The organism is Burkholderia sp. AU44665 (genome assembly GCF_030504405.1).
In the GTDB taxonomy this organism is placed as follows: Bacteria; Pseudomonadota; Gammaproteobacteria; order Burkholderiales; family Burkholderiaceae; genus Burkholderia; species Burkholderia semiarida.
Map to the genome: position 1 here is coordinate 1,086,716 of NZ_JAUJRI010000001.1, position 23,412 is coordinate 1,110,127.

Annotated in this window: 25 protein-coding genes; 11 read left to right on the forward strand and 14 right to left on the reverse strand. The window is 68.4% G+C overall.

What is annotated here, in order from left to right; translation table 11 throughout:
* The first annotated feature begins 23 nt into the window (after positions 1-23).
* The 8 genes from QZM15_RS04830 to QZM15_RS04865 all read left to right on the forward strand — a co-directional run bounded on the left by QZM15_RS04830 (position 24) and on the right by QZM15_RS04865 (position 5,798).
* Positions 24-2,267 carry a TonB-dependent siderophore receptor gene (locus QZM15_RS04830; protein WP_302105951.1) on the forward strand — a complete coding sequence of 748 codons (2,244 nt, stop codon included), beginning with the start codon at positions 24-26 and terminating at the stop codon, positions 2,265-2,267.
* 3 nt (positions 2,268-2,270) lie between these two features.
* Complete coding sequence (locus tag QZM15_RS04835) at positions 2,271-3,026, forward strand: tetratricopeptide repeat protein (protein WP_226225360.1); 756 nt, start codon at positions 2,271-2,273, stop codon at positions 3,024-3,026.
* Positions 3,023-3,706 (forward strand): Fe2+-dependent dioxygenase, encoded by a 684-nt coding sequence (locus tag QZM15_RS04840; protein ID WP_089465666.1) that lies wholly within the window; start codon positions 3,023-3,025, stop codon positions 3,704-3,706. The genes QZM15_RS04835 and QZM15_RS04840 overlap by 4 nt, the downstream gene beginning before the upstream one ends.
* 85 nt (positions 3,707-3,791) lie before the next feature.
* Positions 3,792-4,031 carry a type II toxin-antitoxin system Phd/YefM family antitoxin gene (locus QZM15_RS04845; protein WP_021158157.1) on the forward strand — a complete coding sequence of 80 codons (240 nt, stop codon included), beginning with the start codon at positions 3,792-3,794 and terminating at the stop codon, positions 4,029-4,031.
* Complete coding sequence (locus QZM15_RS04850) at positions 4,028-4,423, forward strand: type II toxin-antitoxin system VapC family toxin (RefSeq protein ID WP_059585115.1); 396 nt, start codon at positions 4,028-4,030, stop codon at positions 4,421-4,423. Before QZM15_RS04845 ends, QZM15_RS04850 begins: the two co-directional genes overlap by 4 nt.
* Positions 4,424-4,556: 133 nt before the next feature.
* Entirely contained in the window at positions 4,557-4,799 is a 243-nt protein-coding gene (locus QZM15_RS04855; protein ID WP_302105952.1) for a M15 family metallopeptidase, read from the forward strand.
* A gap of 102 nt (positions 4,800-4,901) precedes the next feature.
* Complete coding sequence (locus tag QZM15_RS04860) at positions 4,902-5,486, forward strand: NTP transferase domain-containing protein (protein WP_059584758.1); 585 nt, start codon at positions 4,902-4,904, stop codon at positions 5,484-5,486.
* 171 nt (positions 5,487-5,657) lie between these two features.
* On the forward strand, positions 5,658-5,798 hold the full coding sequence (locus QZM15_RS04865; protein ID WP_012339712.1) for a hypothetical protein: 141 nt from the start codon (positions 5,658-5,660) through the stop codon (positions 5,796-5,798).
* Between the two features lie 51 nt (positions 5,799-5,849).
* On the opposite strand, the gene QZM15_RS04870 is transcribed toward QZM15_RS04865, so the two are convergent.
* The 8 genes from QZM15_RS04870 to panE all read right to left on the reverse strand — a co-directional run bounded on the left by QZM15_RS04870 (position 5,850) and on the right by panE (position 15,122).
* Positions 5,850-6,608: an SDR family oxidoreductase gene (locus tag QZM15_RS04870; protein ID WP_302105953.1), complete on the reverse strand. Its 759-nt coding sequence runs from the start codon at positions 6,606-6,608 to the stop codon at positions 5,850-5,852.
* Positions 6,605-8,152, reverse strand: a complete 1,548-nt coding sequence (locus QZM15_RS04875; protein ID WP_302105955.1) for an FGGY-family carbohydrate kinase — start codon at positions 8,150-8,152, stop codon at positions 6,605-6,607. Before QZM15_RS04875 ends, QZM15_RS04870 begins: the two co-directional genes overlap by 4 nt.
* Positions 8,153-8,181: 29 nt before the next feature.
* Positions 8,182-9,270 (reverse strand): alcohol dehydrogenase catalytic domain-containing protein, encoded by a 1,089-nt coding sequence (locus QZM15_RS04880; protein ID WP_059639746.1) that lies wholly within the window; start codon positions 9,268-9,270, stop codon positions 8,182-8,184.
* Between the two features lie 46 nt (positions 9,271-9,316).
* Positions 9,317-10,330 carry an ABC transporter permease gene (locus QZM15_RS04885; protein ID WP_059584751.1) on the reverse strand — a complete coding sequence of 338 codons (1,014 nt, stop codon included), beginning with the start codon at positions 10,328-10,330 and terminating at the stop codon, positions 9,317-9,319.
* The gene (locus QZM15_RS04890; RefSeq protein ID WP_302105956.1) at positions 10,317-11,837 is read right to left on the reverse strand and encodes a sugar ABC transporter ATP-binding protein; all 1,521 of its coding nucleotides are present in this window, start codon (positions 11,835-11,837) and stop codon (positions 10,317-10,319) included. Before QZM15_RS04890 ends, QZM15_RS04885 begins: the two co-directional genes overlap by 14 nt.
* 62 nt (positions 11,838-11,899) lie before the next feature.
* Positions 11,900-12,844 (reverse strand): substrate-binding domain-containing protein, encoded by a 945-nt coding sequence (locus tag QZM15_RS04895; protein WP_302105957.1) that lies wholly within the window; start codon positions 12,842-12,844, stop codon positions 11,900-11,902.
* Between the two features lie 120 nt (positions 12,845-12,964).
* The gene (locus tag QZM15_RS04900; RefSeq protein WP_099317658.1) at positions 12,965-13,924 is read right to left on the reverse strand and encodes an AraC family transcriptional regulator; all 960 of its coding nucleotides are present in this window, start codon (positions 13,922-13,924) and stop codon (positions 12,965-12,967) included.
* A gap of 250 nt (positions 13,925-14,174) precedes the next feature.
* A complete protein-coding gene (gene panE, locus QZM15_RS04905; RefSeq protein WP_089465671.1) occupies positions 14,175-15,122 on the reverse strand; it encodes a 2-dehydropantoate 2-reductase in 948 nt (315 codons plus the stop codon).
* A 247-nt stretch (positions 15,123-15,369) separates the two neighbouring features.
* Between panE and QZM15_RS04910 the strand changes: the two genes are divergently transcribed.
* Entirely contained in the window at positions 15,370-16,923 is a 1,554-nt protein-coding gene (locus tag QZM15_RS04910; protein WP_060310662.1) for a methyl-accepting chemotaxis protein, read from the forward strand.
* An 18-nt stretch (positions 16,924-16,941) separates the two neighbouring features.
* Here the strand turns inward: QZM15_RS04910 and QZM15_RS04915 are convergent, their stop codons facing one another.
* Positions 16,942-17,619 (reverse strand): response regulator transcription factor, encoded by a 678-nt coding sequence (locus tag QZM15_RS04915; RefSeq protein WP_060311651.1) that lies wholly within the window; start codon positions 17,617-17,619, stop codon positions 16,942-16,944.
* 377 nt (positions 17,620-17,996) lie between these two features.
* On the opposite strand from QZM15_RS04915, the gene QZM15_RS04920 reads away from it, so the two are divergent.
* Positions 17,997-18,488 carry a hypothetical protein gene (locus tag QZM15_RS04920; protein WP_059584743.1) on the forward strand — a complete coding sequence of 164 codons (492 nt, stop codon included), beginning with the start codon at positions 17,997-17,999 and terminating at the stop codon, positions 18,486-18,488.
* A gap of 27 nt (positions 18,489-18,515) precedes the next feature.
* Here QZM15_RS04920 and QZM15_RS04925 read toward each other — a convergent pair whose 3' ends face one another.
* The 4 genes from QZM15_RS04925 to QZM15_RS04940 all read right to left on the reverse strand — a co-directional run bounded on the left by QZM15_RS04925 (position 18,516) and on the right by QZM15_RS04940 (position 22,818).
* On the reverse strand, positions 18,516-19,022 hold the full coding sequence (locus QZM15_RS04925; protein ID WP_059639752.1) for a hypothetical protein: 507 nt from the start codon (positions 19,020-19,022) through the stop codon (positions 18,516-18,518).
* Positions 19,023-19,148: 126 nt separating this feature from the next.
* The gene (locus tag QZM15_RS04930; RefSeq protein WP_060968693.1) at positions 19,149-20,546 is read right to left on the reverse strand and encodes a sigma-54 dependent transcriptional regulator; all 1,398 of its coding nucleotides are present in this window, start codon (positions 20,544-20,546) and stop codon (positions 19,149-19,151) included.
* Between the two features lie 134 nt (positions 20,547-20,680).
* Positions 20,681-21,265 (reverse strand): hypothetical protein, encoded by a 585-nt coding sequence (locus QZM15_RS04935; protein ID WP_302105958.1) that lies wholly within the window; start codon positions 21,263-21,265, stop codon positions 20,681-20,683.
* A 155-nt stretch (positions 21,266-21,420) separates the two neighbouring features.
* The gene (locus tag QZM15_RS04940; RefSeq protein ID WP_256940230.1) at positions 21,421-22,818 is read right to left on the reverse strand and encodes a chemotaxis protein CheA; all 1,398 of its coding nucleotides are present in this window, start codon (positions 22,816-22,818) and stop codon (positions 21,421-21,423) included.
* Between QZM15_RS04940 and QZM15_RS04945 the strand changes: the two genes are divergently transcribed.
* Entirely contained in the window at positions 22,808-23,119 is a 312-nt protein-coding gene (locus QZM15_RS04945; RefSeq protein ID WP_226093905.1) for a hypothetical protein, read from the forward strand. The two genes, QZM15_RS04940 and QZM15_RS04945, sit on opposite strands and share 11 nt — an antisense overlap.
* On the opposite strand, the gene QZM15_RS04950 is transcribed toward QZM15_RS04945, so the two are convergent.
* Entirely contained in the window at positions 23,103-23,384 is a 282-nt protein-coding gene (locus QZM15_RS04950; RefSeq protein WP_089465675.1) for a hypothetical protein, read from the reverse strand. The genes QZM15_RS04945 and QZM15_RS04950 overlap by 17 nt on opposite strands.
* Positions 23,385-23,412: the final 28 nt, after the last annotated feature.

Here is a 23,412-nt window from a genome sequence, read left to right on the forward strand (position 1 = left end):
ACACCGCGAGGTCGAAGCGCACCATGAAGTCCCGTCCCGACGAGCTGAAGCTCGGCAAGTTCACCACCCTCTGCAGCGTGCTGGCCGCGAGCCCCGCGTTCGCCGACGGCACACCGCCCGCGGCGCCCGCCGGCACCGACGGCCATCTCGCGCCGATCGAGATCCAGGGCAAGACCGAGCACAGCTACAAGGCCGACTTTTCCGCTTCCGCGAAATTCACCGCGCCGCTCGTCGACACGCCGAAATCCGTCACCGTGATCCCGCAGGAACTGATCCAGAACAGCGGCGCGACCACGCTGACCGAAGCGCTGCGTACCGTGCCCGGCATCACGTTCGGCGCCGGCGAGGGCGGCAACCCGCTCGGCGACCGTCCGTTCATCCGCGGCTACGACACGCAGGGCAGCATGTTCGTCGACGGCATGCGCGACACGGGCGCCACCACGCGCGAAATCTTCAACACCGAGCGCGTCGAGATCACCAAGGGTTCCGACGGCGCGTACGGCGGCCGCGGCGGCGCGGGCGGCAGCATCAACCTGATCACGAAGGCCCCGCACCTCGGCACGACGGCCGCCGCGAGCGCGGGCCTCGGCACCGACCGCTATCGCCGCTTCACCGCCGACGGCAACTGGCAGTTCGCCGATCACGCCGCGTTCCGCCTGAACCTGATGAGCCACAACAACGACGTGGCCGGCCGCGACGCCGTCAACAACGAGCGCTGGGGCGTCGCGCCGTCGATCGCGTTCGGTCTCGGCACGCCGACGCGCGTGACCGCGAGCTACTACCACCTGCAGACGGACGACATGCCCGACGGCGGCATCCCGTACTTCTACACGACGTCGAACAAGCCCGCGAACGTCGGCACGATCTATCCGGCGCCCGTCGATCGCCACAACTTCTACGGCCTGATCGACCGCGACTTCCGCAAAACCACGTCGGACATCAGCACGATCAGGATCGAGCACGACATCACGCCGAACCTCACGGTGCGCAACACCGCGCGCTACACGGAATCGACGCAGGACTACATCTGGACGCAGCCGGACGACAGCCAGGGCAACGTGGTGAACGGCAAGGTCTGGCGCCGCAACAACAACCGCAACAGCGCGATCAACAGCCTCGCGAACCTGACCGAGCTGTTCGGCGAATTCCGCACGGGCCCGTTCAAGCACAGCTTCAACACCGGCATCGAGCTGTCGCGCGAATGGGGCAAGCGCGACTCGTACACGGTCGCGACCGACACCGGCAAGATCTGCCAGAAAGGCATCGGCGCCGCGTCCGGCTACAACTGCACGAGCCTGTGGTCGCCAAACCCGAGCGATCCGTGGGCCGGCTCGATCTCGCGCAACAACGACTACGCGCATGCGCGCACCACCACGAAGTCGATCTACGGCTTCGACACGATCGAGATCACGCCGCGCTGGCAGGTCAACGCCGGCGTGCGCGTCGACGACTACTCGACCCGCTTCACCGATACCAAGGCGAATGGCGGCAAGACCTACACGCGCGACGACACGCTGTTCAACTGGCAGGCAGGCCTCGTGTTCAAGCCCGCGCGCAACGGCAGCATCTATGCGTCGTATGCGACGTCGTCGACGCCCGCCGGCATGCTGCTCGGCGAAGGCAGCGAAACGCAGTCGCTCACGCCGGGCCGCGGCGGCGTCGGCCCGAATGCCGATCAGCTTTCTCCGGAAAAGAACCGCAGCATCGAACTCGGCACGAAATGGAACGTGCTGAACGACAAGCTGTCGCTGACGGCCGCGCTGTTCCAGATCGACACGACGAACGCGCGCGTGACGCTGCCGAACAACCAGTACGCGATGGTCGGCAACAAGCGCGTGCAAGGCCTCGAGCTCGGCGTCGCGGGCCAGATCACGAAGCAGTGGCAGGTGTTCGGCGGCTACACGTACATGAAGAGCGAACTGCGCGACAACGGCAAGGACACCGCGAACAACGGCAACCGCTTCCCGAACACGCCGAAGCACAGCCTCACGATGTGGTCGAACTACGACATCACGCCGAAGTTCACGGTCGGCGGCGGCGCGTTCTACATGTCGGAAGTGTTCGGCGATCCCGCGAACCTGCGCGCCGTGCCGTCGTACTGGCGCTTCGACGCGATGGCGCAGTACCGGATCAACAAGAAGCTCGATCTGCAACTGAACGTGAACAACCTGTTCAACCGCACCTACTTCGATCAGGCGTATCCGGCGCACTATGCGTCGATCGCGCCGGGCCGCTCGGCGTTCGTCACGCTGAACGCGCGCTACTGATCTATGGAGGCCGTGTCGCTGAAGGCGCTCGCGTCGGTCTCGCCGCGCGAGTTCGCCGACATCCTGGCCGGGCCGCCCGAGCGCGCCGCCGCGTGGGTCGCGGCGGCGGCCGAGCACGGCATCGTCGATGCACAGGCCGTGTACGGGCAGTACCTGCTCGACGGCCACGGCGTGCCGCGCGATCCCGCGGCCGCGCTCACGTGGTTCCGGCATGCCGCGCAGGCGAATCATCCGATGGCGATGAACATGCTCGGCCGCTGCTACGAGTTCGGCTGGGGCACGGCCGCGTGCGCGCCGGTCGCCGTGTACTGGTACCGGCTCGCCGCGCAGGCGGGCCTCGACTGGGGCATGTACAACTACGCGACCGCACTCGCCCTCGGCAACGGCGTCGACGAGAACCGCGCCGACGCGCTCGAGTGGCTCCGCCGCGCGGCCGCGCTCGGCCATGCGAAATCGATCAACCTGATCGGCGGCTTCTACGAGGACGGCTGGGTCGTACCGGTCGATATCGACGCCGCGTTCGACCACTATCGCCGTGCCGCCGTTGCCGGCGATTTTCGCGGCCAGTTCAACTACGCGCGGCTGCTCGCCGAGCGCGGGCGCGTCGACGAAGCGCTCGTGTGGCTCGCGCGGGTGCCGGCCACCGCGACACCCGCGTTCATCGCGAAGATGCGCGCGTATCTCGTGTCGTCGCCGCTCGACGCGTTTCGGTCGGCGGCGATGCAACTGGCGCCGCACGCAATGGAATCCGTATCATGATGCTTCACATCCCCGGCGTACTGACGAAAGCGCAGGTCGCGCAATGCCGCGAACTTCTCGATCGCGCCGAATGGATCGACGGCAACGCGACGTCCGGCGCGCAGTCGGCGCTCGCGAAACGCAACCGGCAATTGCCGGAAGGCTCGCCGGCCGCACGCGCGGTGGGCGACGCGATCCAGGATGCGCTCGCCCGCCATCCGCTGTTCTTTTCCGCGGCGCTGCCGCTCAAGGTGTTTCCGCCGCTGTTCAATCGCTATGCAGGCGGCGAGACGTTCGGCACGCACGTCGACAACGCGATCCGGCTGCTGCGCGGCACGGATTTCCGCGTGCGCAGCGACCTGTCGGCGACGCTGTTCCTCGAGGAACCCGATGCGTACGAGGGCGGCGAGCTGTGCGTCGAAGATACGTACGGCGTGCATCGCGCGAAGCTGCCGGCGGGCGACCTCGTGCTGTATCCGGCATCGAGCCTGCATCACGTCACACCGGTGACGCGCGGCGAGCGCGTGGCGTCGTTCTTCTGGATTCAGAGCATGGTGCGCGACGACGGCGACCGCACGCTGCTGTTCCAGCTCGATACGCAGATTCAGGCGCTTTCCGCGGAAAAAGGCGCGAAGGATCCGATGGTCATTTCGCTGACCGGGATTTATCACAATCTTTTGAGGAAGTGGGCGGATGCGTAGCGCGAGCCGGTCACGGCCCACGGCGCTTGCGCCGCATCGAAATGCGAGGCTAAAATGACCATAGTCTGATGACCATGACCATATCATGATGCCGCACGCTCCCGTATCGAAATCCGAATTCAAGGCTCGCGCGCTCGAATACTTCCGGCTCGTCGAGGCGTCGGGCGAAAGCCTGATCGTCACCGACCACGGCAAACCGACGCTCGAGATCCGCCCGTATCGCTCGCGCGAAGCTCAGCCGTTGGACATATTGCGCGGGTCGGTCATGCGCTACGACAATCCTCTCGATCCGATTGCGGAAGATGATTGGGAGGCGTCGCGGTGATCGTGCTGGATACGCATGCATTGGTGTGGTGGGTAGCGGGCGACCCCGCGCTCAGCAAGAAGGCGCGGAGCGCGATCGATCGCGCGCGGAGCGAAGGTGCGCTCGCCGCATCGGCGATCTCCGCGTGGGAAATCGCGATGCTGGTGCGCAACGATCGCCTCGCATTGACGATGGATGTCGACGCGTGGCTCGCCACCGTCGCGCAGATCGACGGCATGCGTTTCGTGCCGGTCGATGCCGACATCGCCGCGAAATCCACCGACCTGCCCGGCACGTTCCACAAGGATCCGGCCGATCGCATGATCGTCGCGACCGCGCGGCGTCTCGGCGCGCCGCTCGTCACGCGCGACGAAAAAATCCGCGCGTACGCGCACGTCAAGACGCTCTGGTAAGCGTCGCCCGCGCTCGGGTCATATCGCGGCGCATTGTCCACGAGACTCTGGCATATTGGCGATTCGTCTGACCAAAACGACCGCGGCCACCCTGCTCGACATCGGCCGACGGCCTGCAACCGGCCTCGCCATCATGAACGCCACCGACCACGAATCGTCCGGCACGTGCTACACGCACAACGTGTTCATCAGCCGCGCGGCCGCGCGAAACCGCCAAATCCTCATCGACGCGCTGACCCGCACCGGCTTCACGAATTACCCGTCCGAATGGTGGCACTGGTCGTTCGGCGATCGCTATTGGGCCGTGATCCAGAACGAATCGCACGCAATTTACGGTCCTGTCGACGACGGCATGCTGGACGAAGCGGCGCGATGACAGTTTTCCCGATCCGGCAGGCGTGATTCGGTAACATCCTCACTTGCCGATCCCCGTGTGCTCCCGCACAATCGCAGCACCTGCCTCACTCCCCTCGCGCCGATGTCCTATGCGTCACTCGCCACCGGCGTCCTGCTCGCCGGCGGCCTTGGTCAACGCTTCGACCCGAGCGGCCTGCACAGCAAGCTGCTCGCCCGGCTCCCCGACGGCACGCCGGTTGCGGTGGCCGCCGCCCGCCGTCTCGCGGCAGCCACCGCCGACGTGATCGCCGTCGTGCGTCCCGGCGCCGAAACGCTTGCGATTCTGCTGAACGAAGCCGGCTGCCAGGTCGTCTATGCACCCGACGCGTTGCGGGGCATGGGCGCGAGCCTCGCGGCCGGCGTCCGGACGACGCCCGACGCGAGCGGCTGGCTCGTCGCGCTCGGCGACATGCCGTGGATCGCCGCTTCCACCTACGAAACGGTCGCACGCGCGCTCGAAGCCGACAACGCATCGATCGTCGCGCCCGCGCATCGCGGCGTGCGCGGGCATCCAGTCGGTTTCGCCGCACACCACTTCGAAGCACTTGCCGCCCTCGACGGCGACACGGGCGCCCGCGCGCTGTTCGCCAGCGCACCGGTGCAACTGCTCGACATCGACGATCCCGGCATCCTGCGCGACGTCGATACACCGGCGGACTTGCGCTGACTTCGATTGCGCGACCTCGCGAGATCCCGCACGAACACCGTCAATAGGCGGATTTCGCCGACGATCGGCAGCCTGCCGCAAGAACCCGCTGCAAACGCGCGCTCGATTGGCTATAACCAAGACGAGGCGCGTCCACCGCGCCACCGCCGTCACGCACCGCACGAGTTCCCCATGAGCGACCACACGACCCCGACGCCCGAGCCACCGGCCGACCCGAACCGCGACCCGGAAGACGACCCGTTCTCGTCGCCGCCCGGCCATCACGACAACCCGCAGCAGCCGGACGGACCGCCGAGCAAAGATCCCGTCTAGCCGCGCGCCGGCCGCTCCACGAATGCCGCCCGCCATGTCCGTGGCGAAGGCCTAGCGCGCCGTATATCCACCGTCGATCGGCAACGATACGCCGCTGATCATCGACGCCGCATCGCTCAGCAAAAACAGGATCGGCTCGACGACTTCGTCCGGCTGCGCGAACCGGCCGAGCGGAATCGCGGCGAGCATCGGCTCGCGCTTGTCCGGTGCGCTCCACGCGAACTGCGCCATCGGCGTGAGCGTGACGGTGGGATTCACGCTGTTCACACGAATGCCGTGCGGGCCGAGCTCGATGCACAGCACGCGCGTGATCGCGTCCATCGCCGCCTTCGACGCGCAATAGCTCAGATGCGCGGGCAGCCCGACGAGCGACGCCTGGCTCGACACGTTGACGATGCTGCCCCGCGCGTGCGCGTCACCGCGTCCGTCGCGCTCGATCATCCTTCGCGCGACGGCCCGCGCGACGAGCGCCGCACCGCGCGCATTGACGGCCATCACGCGATCGAAATGCGCGGCTTCGACGTCGAGCGCAGGCTCGAGCGACGCGATCCCCGCGCAATTGACGAGGCCGTCGAACGCATCGTACGCGGCGAGTGCGGCATCGATCGCGTGTTCGTCGCCGCCGACATCCATGCGCAACGTCTCGCACGCAATCTCCGCGGCGAGCGTGTCGAGCGCGGCCATGTCGCGCGCCGCCGCGACGACGCGCGCGCCTGCATGCGCCAGCGCGACCGCGCACGCACGGCCGATTCCGCTCGAGGCGCCCGTGACGAGCACCGTCGACCCACTGAAATCGAATCGTGTGTTCATGATGATGTCCCGAGCCTGTGCATGATCGGCTTGAGTGCCGGATACAGCGCCGTGTAGAGCGAAAAACGCGCGTCGTACGTTTTCGCGCGGTCGGCGTCGGGCCGTGCGCGCTCGACGAGCGTGACCCAGCCGCCCTGTGCGTCGTCGCGCGACACGAGCCCTGCGCCGACGCCCGCGAGCAGCGCGGCGCCCATTGCGGCTTCGACGTCCTGCTCGATCGTCCACACCGGAAAACCCGTCACGTCGGCGATGATCTGCATCCACAGCGCCGAATGCGCGGCGCCGCCGACGACGATCAATCGATCGTCCAGCGCCGCCGCGCCACGGCGGCCGGCCTCGATGTTGTGGCGCAACGCGAACGCGACGCCTTCGAGTACCGCACGATAAAGATGCGCACGCGTATGCGCGAGACTCAGCCCGACGAACGCGCCGCTCGCCTTCGCATCCCACACCGGGCTGCGCTCGCCCATCAGGTACGGCAGAAACAGCACGCCGCCGGCGCCGGCCGGCACGCGCTCGGCCGCCTCCTCGAGCAACATGTGCGGATCGCCGTGCGGCAGCAGGCGCGCCGCGTCGATTTCCGCGTGACAGAACTGGTCGCGAAACCATGCGACCGATGCGCCGGCCGTGATCGCTCCGCCGAACACGTAGAGGTCGCGCTGCCCGTCGAACACGTGCGGCATGCTGACGAGACCGTGGCGCGCATCGACGTGCCGGTTCACGTAGCCCCAGCACATGCTCGTGCCGATCATCGCGACGTGCTGCCCGGTGCGCGTGGCACCGGCCGCGAAGGTCGCCACCGACGCATCGACGCCGCCTGCCACGACGGGCGTGCCGGCCGGCAGGCCGAGTTGGGCGGTCCATTGTGACAGCAGGCCGCCGACGACGTCCGTCGAATCAACCAGCCGCTCGGGCATCATCGTCGCCGGAATGCCGAGCATGTCGAGCGCGTCGTCCGACCACTCGCGGCGCGCGACGTCGTACACGCCGCCGATATTGCCGGCCGAACTGTGGTCGACCGCGACTTCGCCGGTCAGCAGATAGATCACGTACGCGTTCGGCGGCAGGAAATAGCGCACGTTCGCCCACACGTCCGGCCGCTGGTCGCGCAGCCACAGCATCTTGGTGAACCCGTAGTAGCTGTCGACGCCGTTGCCGGTAATCACGCGCAGCCGCTCGACGTTCACGTGTTCGTTGACCCAGTCGACTTGCGCGGTCGCGCGCCGGTCCATCCAGATCAGGCACGGATGCAGCGGCCGCATGTCGATGTCGACCGGGATGCCCGAGCCGCCGTACAGGCTGCTCACGCATACCGCGCGAATCGCATCGGCCGGCACGCCCTGCGCGCGCGCGTCGCTCACGCAGCCCGCGATGCAGTCGAGCACCGCGTCGAACCACACCTTCGGCCACTGCTCGGCCCACAGCGGGCGCGGCGTATCGGGCTGGTAGCCGGCCGAGCGCCGCGCGACGATCGTGCCGTGCCGGTCGACGAGCAGCGCCTTGGTGCTCTGCGTGCCGATGTCGACGCCTATGACGTATTCCATGATGTCTCCGGTGAGGCGCGCGCCGGCCGTCAGCGGGCCGGCTTCAGCAGCACCTTGATCGATTCGGGCGATTTCGCGACGCGGATCGCGTCGTCCCATTCCTCGAGCGCGAAACCGTGCGTGACGATGCCCTTCGACGTGACGAGCCCGCGCGCGAGCAGGTCGATCGCGACCGGATAGCAGTATGGCCCGAGGTGCGCGCCGCGTACGTCGAGCTCCTTGCGGTCGCCGATGATCGACCAGTCGACGGTCGCATCCTCGCCGAACACGCTGAATTCGACGAAGCGGCCGAGCTTGCGGATCAGGTCGAGCCCCTGGTTCACGCCGACCGGCGCACCGGTCGTCTCGATGTACACGTCGCAGCCATAGCCGTCGGTGAGCGCACGGACGATCTCGCGCGCGTCGTCGCGCTTCGGGTTGATCGTCACGTCGGCGCCGTACTGCCGCGCGAGTTCGAGCCGTTCGTCGATCAGGTCGATCACGACGAGTTTCTTCGGCGTCTTCAGGTGCGCGACCTGCGTCATCATCAGCCCGAGCGGGCCCGCGCCCGCGATCACGACGACGTCGTCGAGCTGGACGTCGCCGCGGTTCACCGTGTGGATCGCGCACGACAGCGGCTCGATGATCGCGGCATCCTCGAGCGATATGCCGAGCGGGATCTTGTGGACGATCGCGGTCGGCGGAATGCGCATGTACTCGGCCATCCCGCCGTCGGCGACCTCGCGCTGGAAGCCGAAGATGTTGTGCACCTCGCACATCCAGTACTGGCCCGACCTGCAATAGCGGCACTTCCCGCACGGCACGATCTGCTCGGCGATCACGCGCTCGCCCAGCGCGACGCCGAAATGCTCGGCCGCGCCGTCGCCGAGCGCTTCGACATAGCCGAAGAATTCGTGGCCGGGAATCACCGGCGCCTTCACCCATGGGCTCGGGCCGCCCCAGAACATCTTGGCGCCGGTGTAGCACTTGCAGTCGCTCGCGCAGATGCCGCATGCGGCGATGCGGATCACGAGCTCGTTCGTACCGGGGCGCGGCATCGCGACCTGTTCGACGCGATAGTCCTCGGGGCCGTGGCAGACGACCGCGGTCATGCGCGGTTGGGCTTCGGGTGTCGTCATGAGTTGTCTCTTTTCTGAATGATTCGGATAACCGATATTTCCGTCGTTACCGCGATCGCTCGCGGCTGATGTAGATCGCGAGCAGGATGATTCCGCCCTTGATCACGTTCTGCACATACGGGTTCACGCCGATCATGTTGAGCCCGTTGTTGAGCACGCCGAGCAACAGTGCGCCGACCAGCGTGCCGAGAATCGCGCCGCGCCCGCCGGAGATCGACGTGCCGCCCATCACGACGGCCGCGATCGCGTCGAGCTCGAAGCCCACGCCCGCGTTCGGCTGCCCGCTCATCAGGCGCCCGGTCAGCACGATCGCGGCAAGCGCGGACGTGAGCCCGGCCAGCGTGTAGACGATCAGCTTCACGCGCGCGACGCGCACGCCGGTGAGCCGCGTCGCCTGCTCGTTGCCGCCGATCGCATACACGTAGCGGCCGAACGGCATCCGGTCGAGCAGCAGCCACGCGATCGCATAGACCACCAGCATGATCAGCACCGGCGCCTGGATGCCGAGCACCTTGCCGCTGCCGAAGAACGCGACCCAGTCGGGCAGCCCATCGATCGGATAGCCGCCCGTGTAGATCAGCGCGAGGCCGCGCGCGATGCCCATCGTCGCGAGCGTGACGATGATCGGCGGCATTCCCGCGAACGCGACGAACACACCGTTCAGGACACCGAAGCCGAGGCCGACCGCGATGCCGATCGCCAGCGCGGCGACCGCGTTGACGCCCGCGACCATCAGCCCGGCCGCGAGCGTGCCCGACAGCGCCATCACCGAGCCGACCGACAGGTCGATCCCGCCCGTCAGGATCACGCAGGTCATGCCGACCGCGATGATCGCGTTGATCGACACCTGGCGCAGCACGTTCTCGAGGTTCGCGGCGGACAGGAAGCTCGGGCTCGCGATCATCATCGCGATGCAGACGACGACGAGGCCGACGAGCGGATAGAACAGCGTCGAGCGGCGCAGTTGCGCCCACATCGCGCGCGGCGGCGGCGCGTCGCCGTTTCCGGCCGTGGCCGCGAGCGTCGTCGAACGCGTGGAAGAAGAATCAGGCAGGTTCATGGGTCGCTCCTCGTGTGCCGGCCGTGGCATAGGTCATGACCGTGTCGGGATCGATCTCGTCGCCGGCGAGCGTCGCCTCGATGCGGCCTTGCCGGAACACGGCGACGCGATCGCACATGCCGACGATTTCCGGCAATTCGGACGAGATCATGATGATGGCGTAGCCGCGCGCGGTGAGTTCGCGCATCAGCCCGTAGATTTCGGCTTTCGCGCCGACGTCGATGCCGCGCGTCGGCTCGTCGAAGATCAGCACCGACGTGTGATGGTTCAGCCAGCGCGCGATCACGACCTTCTGCTGGTTGCCGCCGGACAGCGTCGCGACCTCGGTGTGGATCGACGGCGCCTTGACACCGACGCGCCGCATCACGTCGTGCGTGGTGCGCGCCTCGCTTCGCCGGTCGATCAGCCAGCGCATCGACCGGTACTTGCCGAGGTTGTTCAGCGAGATGTTGTCGCGAATCGAGAACGACGTGACGAGCCCTTCCGTCTTGCGGCTTTCCGGCAGGATGCCGATGCCCGCGCGCAGCGCGTCGGCCGGATCGGCGAGCTTCGCCGCCGCGCCGCGCACGCGCAGCGCCTTGCGATGAGCACGCGTCGCGCCGATCACCGCGAGCGCGGTCTCGGTACGCCCCGAGCCGACCAGCCCCGCGAAACCGAGGATCTCGCCTTCATGCAGCGCAAAGCGGTTCACCGGGCCGTCGCGCGCGATCTGCAGCGCATCGACCTCGAGCACGGTCGGCGCGTCGGCCGGCCGCGCCGGCTTCGGCGGAAAGCTGCTTTCGATCCGGCGGCCGACCATCATCCGCACCAGTTGCTCGACGTCGGTATGCGCGACGTCGGTCGTCGCGACGTACTGGCCGTCTCGCAGCACCGTGATGCGGTCGCACACCGCGAAGATCTCGTCGAGGTGATGCGAGATGAAGATCATCGCGACGCCCTGCCGCTTCAACTCGCGCATGATCGCGAACAGGTGCTCGGCCTCGGCCGGCGTGAGCGTGGCGGTCGGCTCGTCCAGGATCAGGATGCGCGCGTCGAGCGACAGCGCCTTGCCGATCTCGACGAACTGCTGTTGCGCGACCGACAGCGCGCGGATCGGCGCATCGAGATCGATCGCCACGCCCAGGCGCGCGAAGATGGCGGCCGCCGCGGCGCGCATCCGCTTGCGGTCGCGCGCGCCCCAGCGGTTGCGCAGCTCGCGGCCGAGGAACAGGTTGTCGACGGCATCGAGGTGCGGAATCAGGCTGAATTCCTGGAACACGATGCCGACGCCGGCCGCGACCGCGTCGTGATAGTCGGCGAAATGACGCGCGGCGCCGTCGATCTCGATCGTGCCGGCATCCGGCTGGTGGATGCCGCACAGGATCGTCATCAGCGTCGACTTGCCCGCGCCGTTCTCGCCGAGCAGCGCATGAATCTCGCCGCGCGAGATCTCCAGATGAATGTCGGACAGCGCCTTCACGCCGGGAAAGCTTTTCGTGATGTGGCTGAGCCTGAGTATCGTGTCCATCGGCTTCTCCGTGCGAAGGGCGTCGGCCGCGCCGCCGCCCTTCGCGTCGCGTCGCACGTCGTTCACCAGCTGAAACCCTTCGCGTTGCCGCGATCGACGACCTTCACGTCGACAGGGATCGCCTTGGGCACCGTCGCGCCCCACTTGCGCGCGATCGCGATGCCGAGCGCGATGCGCACCTGGTCGGCCGGGAACTGCGCGGTCGTCTCGATGAACTTCGAGTTCGGCTTCTGGATCGCGGCGATCGCCTCGGGCGCGCCGTCGACGCTCGTCAGCTTGATGTCCTTGCCGGAACCCTCGATCGCGGCGAGCGCGCCCATCGAGCCGCCGTCGTTCACGCTGAAGATGCCCTTCAGGTTCGGATGCGCGGAGATCATGTTCTCGGTCACCGACAGCGCGGCGGCGCGCTCCTGCTTGCCGTTCTGCGTATCGACGAGCTTCACGTTCGGGAATTTCGCGAGCCCGGCCTTGCAGCCGCGCACGCGTTCGAGAATCGGCACGACCGGAATGCCGTCGAGGATCGCGACCTCGCCGCTGCCGCCGATCGCCTTCGCGAGGTATTCGCACGACATCACGCCCGCGTCGTAATTCTTCGAGCCGACGAACGAATCGACCGGCCCGTTCGCGTTCGCATCGACGGCCACGACCACCGCGCCGGCCTTCTTCGCCTGCGTGATCGCCGACTGGATGCCGGTCGAATCGGTCGGGTTCACGAGCAGGATGTCGATCTTCTTCTGCAGCATGTCCTCGACGTCGCTCACCTGCTTGCTGACGTCGTGATGCGCGTCGGTGACGACGACCTGCGCGCCGATCGACGCGGCCGCTTCGTTCAGCGCCTTCTGCATCGTCACGAAGTACGGGTTGTTCAGTTCCTGGAACGTCATGCCGATCCGCAGCGGCGCGGCGTGCGCGGCGGCGGCGGGCAACAGGGCCGCGGTGGCGAGCGCGGCAACGGCCGCCAGGCGGGCGGCGCGACGGGAAGAAGAAGCGGGCGATGCGTGCGTCATGACGGTGTCTCCAGATTGTGTGCGGCTTTTTCGTGGGTGAATGCGCCCCTCGCGGCGCAAGCGACGCGATTCGGCTGGGTAAAACGGTTGGGAAAACTCGGGCGGGCAACGGCCCGGCGATCATCCGGGCTGCGGCATGAGTTCAGGCGCGCCGGGCGTCAGCACGCGCGGCGGAAGCGGGTTACCGGTGGGCGCCGCATGCAGCGCCAGTTCGCGGCTGCGCGCGTTCAGGCGCTGCAGCGCGCGGAATTCGGACGGCGCCATCCCCTTCACCGCGCGGAACTGGCGGTTGAAGTTCGACACGTTGTTGAAGCCGGCCTGAAAGCAGATGTCGGTGATGCTCGCGTCGTCGGCGAGCAGCATCTGGCACGCGGATTCGATCCGCAGACGATTCACGTACTGGACGAACGGCATGCCCGTATGGCGATGGAACGCGCGCGAGAACGCGCTGACGCTCTGCCCGGTCAGTTGCGCGAGATCGGATTCGCGCAGCTCGGACGCGAGGTTCTTGCCGATATACGACAGCGCGTGGCTGAGCCGCGTCGGCGTGACGTCGGCCTGGTCGTAGGCGGGGCTCGCGAGCAGCGTGCGTTCGGCCGCGCCGCACAGCCGTTCGAGAATCGTCATGAACAGCGCGATGCGGCGCATCCCGCGCGCGGTCAGCAGCTCGTCGAACAACGGCGCGATCGCGGCGCTCGTCGCGGCGTCGAAGCCGACCCCGCGCCGCGCATCGTCGAGCAGCGCCTGCGCGTCGCGGCATTCGGGGAATGCGTCCATGCAGCGCCGCACGAACGATGGATCGAACTGGATCACGAGATTGCGGCGCTCGACGGTTTCGCCTGCGGCCATGTCGCTGACCCAGTTGTGCGGCAGGTTCGGCCCGAGCAGCACGAGATGGCCGGGGCCGAACGAGCCGATGTGATCGCCGACGAAATACTTGCCGTGCGTCGCGACGATCAGGTGCAGCTCGAATTCGGGATGGAAATGCCAGCGGATCGTGCGATACGGATAGCCGTGCGACCAGACCTTGAACGACTCGTCGCGTCGCACGTCGACCACTTCGAGATCGGGGTGCATCATGTTGGCGTCTCCATTCCCTTGGTTCGCTGGCCGGCCTGTTCGGCTGTGCGCGCGTGCGCCGCGTGTCTCGCGCGGCGCCGCGACCGGTCGCATGGGAAGCAATGTAGGTCGATCGCGCGCGCGGCTCCACCAACTTTACGCCTGATTTTCGATACTTTTTTGCCGCCTGCGGGCGGAAATGGCGCCAGAAGGCAAATTTGTTGCGGTGCGGAACGGTGCGGCGGCCGCCGCGCCCGTCGCCCGCGCCGGCTTACGCCGCCGCTTGCTCGCGCGCCGTGCGCGCCTCGTACGCCTTCAGGTGGTTGTACGCGATCCGCAGCAGCGACAGCGTATCGGCCGCCTGCGGGTCGCGCCGCGCGAGCAGGTCGCCGATCACGTGATCGGCCTCGACGCGCGCATGGTTCTCGACGTCGCGCAGCATCGACGCGGTCAGCGGCGACGGCGTCAGCACCATCCGCTGCATCCGCTCGCTGGCCGCCGGGTCGGGCCGATGGCCGTTGTATTCGGCGATCGCGCTGCATTCGGCGAGCATCGTCTCGAGCAGGCGGCGGCCGTCCGGCGCGGCGAGAATGTCGCCGATCGACCCGCGAAACAGCGACGTGCTCGCGGCGAGCGTTGCCAGAAACACCCACTTGTCCCACATCCGCGCGGCGATGTCGTCGCTGAGCGTCGCGTCGAAGCCCGCGCCGCCGAGCACGTCGGCCACCGCGCGCACGCGCGGCGATTCGCCGCCGGCCAGCTCGCCGAACGACACGCCGTGCGTGTCGTTCAGATGCACGATGCGCTGCTCGCGATCGAGCGTCGCCGCGATCACGCACAGGCCGCCGAGCACCTGCGCGGCGCCGAAGCGCTCGCGCAGCACGTCGAGGTGGCGCATCCCGTTGAGCATCGGCAGGATCAGCGTCCGCGGCCCGACGAACGGTGCGAACGACGCAATCGCGTCGTCGAGGCTGTACGCCTTGCAGCTCAGCAGCACGAGATCGAACGGCGCGACGCCGGCGCCCGCGTCGCCCGCGCGCACGGTCTGCACGTTCGCAAGCGTCAGGTCGCCGCGCGGGCTGCGGATCAGCAGCCCGTCGCGCGCGAGCGCGGCAGCGCGGCCCTCGCGCACCAGGAACGTCACGTCGCGCCCCGCCGCGGCCAGCCGGCCGCCGAAGTATCCGCCGACCGCGCCGGCCCCTACCACCAGAATCCGCATCGTTGCCTCCTTTCGGTTTCGTTCGGTGCCCACGCGCTGCCCGTGCGGGCGCGACGCAGACCGTCGCCCGACAGTATAGCGGCCGCTGTTATGCATATGCATAGATGCCCGCGCCCGCGTCGCGGACATCGGGAAATGACCGCTTCTAAGGGATTTCCCGTCTACGGCGACACGCATGGCGCGCCGTCAAGAGACTTATCCCGTCACGCCGTTCCGGCAAGCGTTCTCGACTGACCAACCTCACACCATGCGCAATCTTTCCCTGAATCAAAAACTCGCGTCGATGATCGTCATCCTGTGGCTCGGCCTGCTCGTGATCGCCGGGCTCGGCGCATGGCAGACCCGCGCGTCGATGATCGCGGACCGCCGCGACCAGCTTGCGTCGCTGGTCGCGCAGGCCGCGAGCGTGACCGATCACTACTACAAGCTGTCGCAGCAGAACGCGCTGCCGGAAGCCGATGCGAAGCAGAAGGCGCTCGAGGCGATCGCCGCGATGCGCCACGGCGCCGACGGCTATATCTCGGTCAACGATTCGAAGCCGGTGATCGTGATGCATCCGATCAAGGCCGAGCTCAACGGCAAGGACGTGTCGAATTTCACCGATCCGAACGGCCAGCACCTGTTCGTCGAGATCGTGAAGGCCGGCAACGCGGAAGGCGGCAAGGGCTTCGTCGAATATCTGTGGCCGAAGCCGGGCGCGGACAAGCCGCAGGAGAAGACCAGCGCCGTGCAGCGCTTCGCGCCGTGGGACTGGTATCTGGTGACCGGCATGTACATGGACGACGTGCGCACGGCGGTGCTCGCAAGCGTCGGCCGCTGGTTCGCGATGACGGCCGTGCTCGGCGCGATCGCGACCGCCGTGATGGTGATGGTACTGAAAAGCGTGCGCGCGAACCTCGGCGGCGAGCTCGAAGTGGCGCTCGACGCCGCGCAACGCATCGCGCAGGGCGACCTGACCGCGCGCGTGGCCGTGAAGCAGGACGATCGCGGCAGCCTGCTGCATGCGCTGCACACGATGCAGGGCGGGCTGATCGACATGGTGTCGCGCGTCCGCACCGGCACAGAGAACATCAACGTCGGCGCGAGCGAGATCGCCTCCGGCAACACGGACCTGTCGCAGCGCACCGAGGAACAGGCGGCCGCGCTCGTGCAGACCGCGTCGAGCATGGACCAGATGACCGCGAACGTGAAGCAGAACGCGGACAGCGCCGCGCAGGCCGCGTCGCTTGCCGGCCAGGCCGCGCAGGTCGCGACGCGCGGCAGCGCGGTGGTCGACGACGTCGTGCGCACGATGAACGAGATCACCGACCGTTCGCACAAGATCGGCGACATCATCGGCGTGATCGACGGGATCGCGTTCCAGACCAACATCCTCGCGCTGAACGCGGCCGTCGAAGCGGCGCGGGCGGGCGAACAGGGCCGCGGCTTCGCGGTGGTCGCGGCCGAAGTGCGCTCGCTCGCGCAACGCTCGGCGACGGCGGCCAAGGAAATCAAGTCGCTGATCGTGTCGTCGAACGAGACGGTGCAGCACGGCGCGACGCTCGTCACGCACGCGGGCGAGACGATGGCCGAGATCGTGCAATCGGTGCGGCGCGTGAACGAGATCCTCGACGAAATCAGCCACGCATCGCGCGAGCAGAGCGCCGGGATCGAGCAGGTCAACCGCGCGGTGGGCGAGATGGATCAGGTCACGCAGCAGAACGCGGCGCTCGTCGAGCAGGCCGCGGCGGCCGCGCATTCGCTGCGCGATCAGGCCGAGGCGCTGCGCGACGCAGTGACGCGGTTCGCGTTGCCGGCCTGACGGCGCCCTGCCCCGCACTCACACCGCGCTGCCCGCCCGCCGCGCGGCCTCGGCGCTGCCGAGCCCCAGCCCCGCCGCCCGCTGGATCAGCTCGACGTCGTTGTTCGCGCCGAGCTTCTTCATCGCGCTGATCTTCTGCGCGCTGACCGTCTGCTTGCCCTTGCTCAGGCGCTGCGCGATCGTCTTGATCGGTACGCCCGCCAGATACAGGCGAATCACCTCGATCTCGCGCGCCGACAGCTTCACGGGCGCGTCGCCGCGCGTGCCGAGCGCATCGACCGCGCGCCGCACGGACGGCGACAGGTAGGCGCCGCCGCTGTAGCTCGAATGGATCGCCGTGACGATGTGGCCGACCTCGTCGAGCTTGCTGACGATGCTCACGCCGCCGTTCGCGAGGATCGACCGGAAGATCAGCGGGTTCTCGTTCGCGACCAGCGCGACGATGCCGACGTTCGGCCGCGTGCGGCGCAGCCAGTCGAACAGCGCGAGGCCGTCCATCTGCTCGTCGCCGCGAATCGCATAGTCGACCAGCACGATGTCGCAATCGACGCCGCCGAGCGACGCGACCAGTTCGGCCGCGCTCCGGTAGACCGCGACGAGCTCGATCGCGCAGCTGCTGTCTGCGATCTGCTCGATACCGGCCAGCGTCAGCGGCCAGTCGTATGCGACGACGATGCGAACGTTGAATTTCCTCATGCGCAGTTCCTGGTGGTTCACCGGCCCCGCCACGCGAAGCGCACGCGACCGGTTGGGCGTTGAAATGACGTTCAGGCTATTTTTAGCCTGAACGCCGATTCTATGAATGTCCGCCCGGGCGCGATATCGGACGGCGTACGAATTGGCCGCCGAAAACGTAATACAGGTTTGATATTTGCGGCGTTCGACGCGCGACGGTCGGCAGACGGCCCGCCGCGGCATCGGCCGGATGGCCGGCCGCACGCACCGCGCGGCCGGCCAGCGGGTAAAATTGCGCGTTTGCATGCCACCCCGGCCCGCCGGCGGCGAGCGACGCGCCGTCACCGGCCGCGCGCGCCCGCGCCTTCGCCGGCTTGCCCGTACTGCCCGCTTTCCTCATGACCGATTCCGACCTGCAATCCGACGACACCTCCATCCACGAAGACGGCCTCTGGCGCGACAACGGCTGGACGGCCCGCATCATCAAGAACGAAGACGACGACGGCTGGGCCGTCGAAATGGTCAAGGACGGCGAGTCCGAGCCCGCGCTCGTCGGGCCGTGGACCATGGGCCGCGACAAGAAGAACCCGAAACCGATGGACGCGAACGCGTTCCGCACGCTCGTGAAGACCGCGACCGAAGTGCTGATGCGCCACGAACAGCAGCGGCGCGCGATGCTGCACAAGGAAGTGACGGTGCAGGACGAAGCCGGGCAGGATGTGTCGGTGACGCTCGACATCGTGCCGGACGAGTTCGAACCGTATGCGCAGCTCAAGGCATGCGATCCGTATGGCGAACTGCTGGCCGAAGCGAAGGTGTCGGCCGGGTTCAAGCTCAACAAGGCCAGCGCCGAACGCTGGGTCGCATCGGGTTTCGACCGGCCGGCCTGAGCGCGCGCGGCGCGCCGAAGCGCGCGGTCAGGCGCCAGCGCCCCGCTGCGCGCGTGCGAGCCGGCGGGCGGCCAGCTTGCGCCGCACCAGTTCCTCGAATTGCGGCGTCGCGGCCTCCGGGTCGCGCGCGGCCAGGCCGAGCACGTTGCGTGCGAGCTGGATCGGCGTCAGCACGATGCCCCACGGCAGCCCCCACCAGCCGAGCGCGGCCGACGCGAGCAGCGCGAGCGCCTGCTTCCTGCGGCCGCAGCGGCGGCAGCACACGTGGCGCCGCGTCGCCCAGCGCGTCACGAACACGAGCGACACGACGCGATGCGACGCGTGAATATCGACCGGCTGCCCTTCGCGCAGGCAGATCGGGCATGGCCCGTAGCGCCAGTCGTCCACATACTGCCGAACCTTCGCGTCGGGCACCCGTTCGGCCTCGACGACGACCGGATGCGCCTGCGCGCATGCCGGGCCGCAATAGCGGCGGCCGTCGATCGACTGCCCGCCGACCAGGAACGTCCTGCCGCACTGACTGCACTCTGCCACGATGACCTCGGATAAGCGTGATGCGCCGCGTGCCGGTTGCGCGCCCATCGATGCGCGTTCCGGCCGGGCCGTTTCCTGTTTTAACGGCTGCCGCCGCGCGGTCTTGAGCGGCGCCGCCGCGGCGCGTCAGCCATGCAGCCCGTGCGCGGTCATCAGACGGTACAGCGTCGCCCGCGAGATTCCCAGCTCCGACGCGGCGTTCGCATGCTGCTGGCGGTGACGCAGCAGCGTTTCCTCGATCGCGTGCCGCTCGGCCTGCCGGCGCGCCTGCGCGAGCGTCGGCGGGCGCAGCGACGTGTACGCGTGCAGTTCGAGATCGGCGGCGGAGATCAGCGGGCCGTTCGTCATCACGACCGCGAAGCGGATCCGGTTGATCAGTTCGCGGACGTTGCCGGGCCACGGATAGTTGTGGATCGCTTCGATCGCGCACGGCGTGAAGCCGCGAATCCGGTACGAGCCGTCGCCGCGATAGCGCCGCAGCACGTCGTCGGCCAGCAGCATGATGTCGCGGCCGCGCATGCGTAGCGGCGGCTCGTCGATCCGCAGCACGCACAGGCGGTAGTACAGGTCGGCGCGGAACCGCCCGGCCCGCATCGCGGCTTCGAGATCGACGTGGGTCGCCGACACGATCCGCACGTCGACCGGAATCGACGCATGCCCGCCGAGCCGCTCGATCTTCCCTTCCTGCAGGAACCGCAGCAGGCTCGCCTGGCTCTCGAACGGCATGTCACCGATTTCGTCGAGAAACAGCGTGCCGCCGTGCGCGGCCTCGATGCGGCCGATCTTGCGCTGGTGCGCGCCCGTGAACGCGCCGCGCTCGTGCCCGAACAGTTCGGCCTGCAGCAGCGACGTCGGGATGGCCGCGCAGTTCACGGCGACGAACGGTGCGTCGGCGCGCGACGACTGCCGGTGGATCGCCGCGGCCGTCAGCTCCTTGCCGGTGCCGGATTCGCCGGCGATGAACACGGTCGCGTCGGTGTTCGCGACCTTGCGGATCGTCGCGAACAGCCGGCGCATCGCGCCGCACGCGCCGATCATCTCGCCGCCGGGCGGCGGCGCCTCCGCGGCCGGGTCGCCGTCCGCGAGCTTCAGCATCCCGTATGCATGGCCGACGAGATAGCCGATCGTCGTGTACGCCGCCGGGTTGCGCACGTAGTCGAAGCAGCAGCGGCGGATCAGGCGCGCGATCGCGAGGTTGCGCAACCGCTCGCCGCCGGCGAACGCGAGCCAGCCGACACGCGGGTCGCGCAGCAGCGCCTCGAACGACGCGACGTCCGGCGACGCGAAACTGTCGAAATCGACGATGCCCGCATGCGGACGGTTCGCCCTGACGAGATTCAGCGCATCGGCCACGGTTTTGGCGCGCCGCACGTCCCAGCCGCGCGACGCGAGCATATCGACGAGCGCGGCATCGTGTCGCTGCGACAGGTAAACGAGCGGGCGCGACGGCGCGACGGGGTCGTGCCGGACCGCGATGAACGGCAGCGCGCTCATCTGCCGTTCGACCTCTCGCGGGCCTGACATGCTCGGTTGACAACAATGGTTCACGATCGCCTCGCCGCATAAGGGTGGGTATCGGAGCGGCCGTTGCCCGATCGCGCCGGCGGGGCCTGCGGCCCTGCGGCGCGGCGCCGCTCCGTCCTCGAATCGATGCCGTGTCATCGGCAGAACACGACGCGCTGCGTGTAGACCTGCGGCTCGACGACGGGCTTCGCCGATCCGTCGAGATCGTCGCGATAGGCGCGGTAGGTCTTGCCGTTTACCGTCACGTCCGACGCGCGGGCCGTCTCGATCCGGTCGAGCCCGGTGTGCCGCCATGCGTTCACCCGGTCCGCCGCCGTGACGGCCGGCTCGCCCGCGATCCTCTGCGTGAGCGCGCTGCCGTCGCTCCACGGTTGCGTCCGCATGTCCTCGGCGTGCTGCATCGCGCCGACCGTCTTGCCGGTCGGCCTCGGCCCGCTCTGTGCGTCGAACGGCGCGCCTCGGCCGTACACCGGCGATTGCCACGATGGCGCGTGGCCCGCTTCCGGCATCATGTAGATCATCTGCGGATCGCCGATCATCATCATCGGTGCGCATGCCGCATTGTCGGGACGGCCGAGGGTCGACAGCGCCTGCTGCACGCTCGCGGCGTTCGCAAGCGTCTGCTCGCTCAGAATGACGAAGACCGCGGGATTCTGGAAAACCGACTGCGCAGCGGCTTGCACGCTGGTCAGCAGCAAAGCGACCAAAAAGATCCTCATGATTGAGGCCTCCTTGCATCCTCGTCACGCAAAAAGAGGTGTTGACCTCGGGGATCGGAACAACACCCGTCAAACAGGAAACGACCATCGGGCATCGGGCCGAACGCCTGCCGTGCGGCCGGCGCGCCGGTCGCACGGCAAACCGGTCCGCATGCTTACGACGAGGTACTCGTCGAGACGACGGTCGGCGCCGGCGCGACCGGCGCAGCGGGTGCGGCCTGCTGGTCGACCGTGGCCGGCGACAACGCTTGCGCCGGATCGGTCAACGCCGATGCGGCGGCGGGCGGCGCGGCGGCGGCTACTGCGGGTTCGACCGCGTCCGGCACTTTCGCGACGGGGGCCGGCACGTCGGCCGGTGCCGCGGCGACGGCCGGCGGCGCGGCCTCCGGGGCAGGCGATTCGGCCGATGCCTGCGGCGCCGGTTCGACAGCCTTCACATCGACAGCCTTCGCATCGGCTGCCGGCGCCGCGACGACGGCAGCCGCCGGCATCGGTTCGGCCACCATCTCGCCCGCAGCCCGCGCCGTGTCGGTCGCGGCCGGCATCGGCTCCGGTACTTTGTCGGCGACGGGCTGTGCTGGCTCGGGAGCCGTGTCGGCGACGGCCGGAGCAGGCCCGGGCGTCTTGTCGGCAACCGCCGGCGCGGGTTCGGAGGCTTTGTCGGCGACCGGCTGCGCGGGTTCCGGCGCCTTCGTATCGGCAACCGGTGCGGCCGGCGCTGGCGTGGCCTTGTCGGCCGCGACCGGAGCGGCAATGACCGCTGCAGCCGGCACGGCGGCCATTGCGGCGGCCGGTACGACCGACGCAGCGGGCGCGGCGACGGCCGCAGGCGCGGCTGTCGCCACGGGTGCCGCGGCCGAGGGGACTGCCGCGGCAACGGCCGGCGCTGCAACGACCGGAGCGGCTGTGGTAACGGCCGGCGTCGCGACGGCAGGCGCGGCGGCGACGGGCGCCATCGTCGGGACAGGAACCGGCACCGAAACAGGCGCGGCGCGCATCGACGCCGTCTCGATCGGGCGCGTCGCCGCGGGCGCCGGCGAGGCCGAGCCGAGCGGCGGCAGGCCCATCCGGTCGCGCACGATCGGATCGCGATACTTGATGTCGTCCGCGACGGTCGCTTCGACGCTGGGCGCCACGTTCGAACGCGCGAGCGGCGCGGTCGTGCCCGGACACAGGTGCCCGGTCGCCTCCACCGCGCGCCGGTTCGCGTCGCTCTGGCACAGCAGCGCGAGCGCCACGTCGGTCAACCCCATCGCACGGAATTCGCGCGCATCGAGACGCCGCACGCAGGCCTGGTCGACCAGCGTCGTGCCGCCCGTCGCGCCGAACCCCGGGAACGACACGCCGACGCTCACCGAGCCCATGCAGGTATCGGACAGCGTGGTCGTGAGGCCGGGCGCCTGGATCGACGGGTTCGTCTTGATCGTCTGCGTACCCGAGTAATTGACGTTTTCCGTCGCCTGCGTGTTGTACGGGCTGGAGCCCGGCGCGCCGGTCGCGAGTGCGTTCGTGCTCTGCGGCGCCACGTTGCCGCCGGCCGTAGTGGACGGCATCGTCACGTTCACGTTCACGCTCGAATTGCCGCTGCCGCGTACCCCGCTGCTGCTCGTGGCATTGCCGCCGCGCGAACTCGTGGTGTTCGTGTTCATGCTCGAACCACCGCCCTGGCTGATCGCGGTCGACGACGTCGTCGACTGCGCGCTCGACGTCGAATCGGCGGTTTGCGCCTGGGCGCCGATCGTGGTCATCGCGAACATCGCCGCGCATGCCACCTTGATCCTGTTGCTGTTCATTTCACTCTCCGGACGAGGTTGGACCTCCGACCCAGGCAACCGTACTAATTCCCCTGAATGACTTCAGATTTCCCTGCTTCCCCGAACTGCTTCCAGCCGCTGCCCAGCTGGGACCACGAGCCGGCCGACATGCCCTGCCATTGCCGGGTGTCAGGTCCGCCGATCGCGCTGCCCGACGAAAGCGTTTGTTGTTCTGACGGTTTGGTTGTCTGGTCACGGTTGTTTGACGTCTGCATAGTCGATTGCCCGCCATCGGCGGCACGGTCGGCGCCATACGCCGTCAGCGACGCGAGCATCAGCGCGGCGGCAATCAGGTTCTGCTTCATGCCAACTCCTTACGTGACAACACGGTGG